Raw genomic sequence first — 2,136 nt, 5'->3', positions numbered from 1 at the left:
CGGGGAGACGACGCCGCGCGGGGAGGCACATAGGCACGAGCATCCGGCGCCCGCCACCGCGCCGGCTGCGCGGTGGGAGCGCCGGATGCTCGTGCCTATGTGGCTCCCCGCGCGGCGTCGTCTCCCCGAGTCGGACGGCGCCGTGCGGCTGTCGGCCTGGCTCAGCTGTCGGCCAGGATGTGGGAGAGCTCCGTATCGAGGTCGAAGTGCCGGTGCTCGGTGCCCGGTGGCACCGCGGCGTCGGTCCTCTTCAGGAACGACTCCAGGGCCCTCGCCGGGGCCTCGAGCAGGGCTTCTCCCTCGGGGGAGCTCAACGCGATGCAGACGACTCCCTGACCGTGGCTGCGGGACGGCCAGACGCGGACGTCGCCCGTGCCGGTGGGCCGGTGCAGCCCCTCGGCGAGAAGGTCGCGGGCGAAGACCCACTCGACCGTCTCTTCGGCTCCGGTGTGGAAGGTGGCGTGCACGGCATACGGATCGGCCGTGTCATACCGCAGGCCCGCGGGTACAGGCAGTGAGGACTCGCTCGACACAACGAGGCGCAGGTGCAGCTCGCAGCTGACCGTGGTGTTCATAAGCGCCAGGGCCTTTCGCTCAGTGTGCGCTCGGGGATTCGCACGTCGGCGAAATCGACATGCCACCTCCGGTGCCGTTGTAAACCCCTCTGTCGGTTTTGTGATCGTTCAGGTCGCTCGTACGGGCGCGTGTGACCTGCGGTAATACCGCCATTCCGGTGGGGGCTCCCCGTCCGGTAGGTTGGGGGCATGAATGCGGAGAGTGACGAGCGCACCGGGGAGCCCGCAGACGGCCAGGAAGCCGAACTGGGATCCCGCGCACCGGAGTTCATCAAGTCCCGCCGAGGTCTGCATCTGAGCTGGCAGGTCGGCGTCTTCATCGTGGGACTCGCCGTGGTCGGCGCCGGAGTGGTGATGCTGCCGCTCCCGGGGCCCGGCTGGCTGGTCATCTTCGCCGGCATGGCGATCTGGGCGACCGAGTTCGTCTGGGCCCAGCTCGTGCTCCGCTGGACCAAGCGCAAGGTCACGGAGGCCGCCCAGCGCGCCCTCGACCCCAAGGTCCGCCGCCGGAACATCATCCTCACCACCATCGGTCTGGTGATCGTCGCCGCACTGCTCGCCGTCTACTTCTGGAAGTTCGGCTTCGTCATGCCGTGGAAGATCGACGAGTGACCTTCCGATGGTTCGGGAGCCCCGCTGACATGGGGTAATGTTTGCGGTGCGCCCGGGCGATTAGCTCAGTGGGAGAGCACTTCGTTCACACCGAAGGGGTCACTGGTTCGAACCCAGTATCGCCCACCACCCGGATCGAAGGCCCGGAGACGGAACACCGTCTCCGGGCCTTCGGCGTCTCACCGCATCCGCGCGAGCCGCTCCCGCAGCCGCCGCGCGTCCCGCAGCCGCTGCTCGTACGTGGCGCCCACCGCGAGCAGCAGCAGCCCCACCAGGGCCGGCGGCAGCCAGCGCGGCAGCGCGCCCACCACCTGCACCACGTACGGCGCCAGCTCGTGCAGCCCGTCCAGGGCGAGCACCGCGCCGCCGAGCACCAGGAGGGCCTGGAGCCGGAACCGCGCGCCGAGCAGCGTCACCCCGAGCGCCGCGACCCCCAGGGCCAGCGGGCGCGCCCACTCCGGGTCCGTCCAGGCCGCGAACAGGCTCGGCAGCAGCGTCACCGCGAGCCCGGGGCCGTACGCCGCCCAGGACGAGGCCTCCGCGTCCCGGCGCCGCCGCAGGAACCCGACGACCAGCGCGGGCACCGTCACCGGGAGCGTGTACGCCTCCGGGGTCGTCACGCCCCAGACCGCGAGCCGCACCCACGTGGCGAGCAGGAACAGCACCGCCGCCGTCCACGAGGCGAACCGCCGCCGCTCCGGCCGCAGCGCCGTCGCCGCCGCGATCACCCCGCCCAGGGCCAGCGCGAGCGCGAGGAACGCGGGCCGGTCCACGGCGAGCCCGAGGGCGAGCAGCCCCACGGCGCCGCCCGTGGCCTCGACCGCCAGGGCCACCGGGCGCGGCGCCCTGGAGCCGACGGCGGCGGTCGCCGCCGGGACGAGCAGCAGCGCGAGCGCCGTCCAGTGGTCCTCGAAGCGGTTCGCGGCGGCCACCGCGAGGACGAGCCCCG

Annotated in this window: 3 protein-coding genes and 1 tRNA gene; 2 read left to right on the top strand and 2 right to left on the bottom strand. The window is 72.4% G+C overall.

Annotation, left to right across the window (positions count from 1 at the left end):
• Nucleotides 1-161: 161 nt before the first annotated feature.
• Nucleotides 162-575, bottom strand: a complete 414-nt coding sequence (locus CCN56_RS40540) for an SsgA family sporulation/cell division regulator (RefSeq protein ID WP_015032345.1) — start codon at nt 573-575, stop codon at nt 162-164.
• Between the two features lie 189 nt (nt 576-764).
• Here CCN56_RS40540 and CCN56_RS40535 point away from each other — a divergent pair, with 189 nt between their 5' ends.
• Nucleotides 765-1,187: a TIGR02611 family protein gene (locus tag CCN56_RS40535; protein WP_086832537.1), complete on the top strand. Its 423-nt coding sequence runs from the start codon at nt 765-767 to the stop codon at nt 1,185-1,187.
• 54 nt (nt 1,188-1,241) lie between these two features.
• Nucleotides 1,242-1,316 (top strand) — tRNA-Val (locus CCN56_RS40530).
• A 50-nt stretch (nt 1,317-1,366) separates the two neighbouring features.
• Here CCN56_RS40530 and CCN56_RS40525 read toward each other — a convergent pair.
• Nucleotides 1,367-2,136 (bottom strand): SCO7613 C-terminal domain-containing membrane protein (locus CCN56_RS40525; RefSeq protein WP_373412966.1); only part of this gene is annotated, 770 nt, incomplete at its 5' end.

It is taken from the genome of Streptomyces sp. NRRL B-24572, from assembly GCF_002156145.1.
GTDB lineage: Bacteria > Actinomycetota > Actinomycetes > Streptomycetales > Streptomycetaceae > Streptomyces > Streptomyces vietnamensis.
This window is presented reverse-complemented; position numbering and strand designations above follow the sequence as displayed.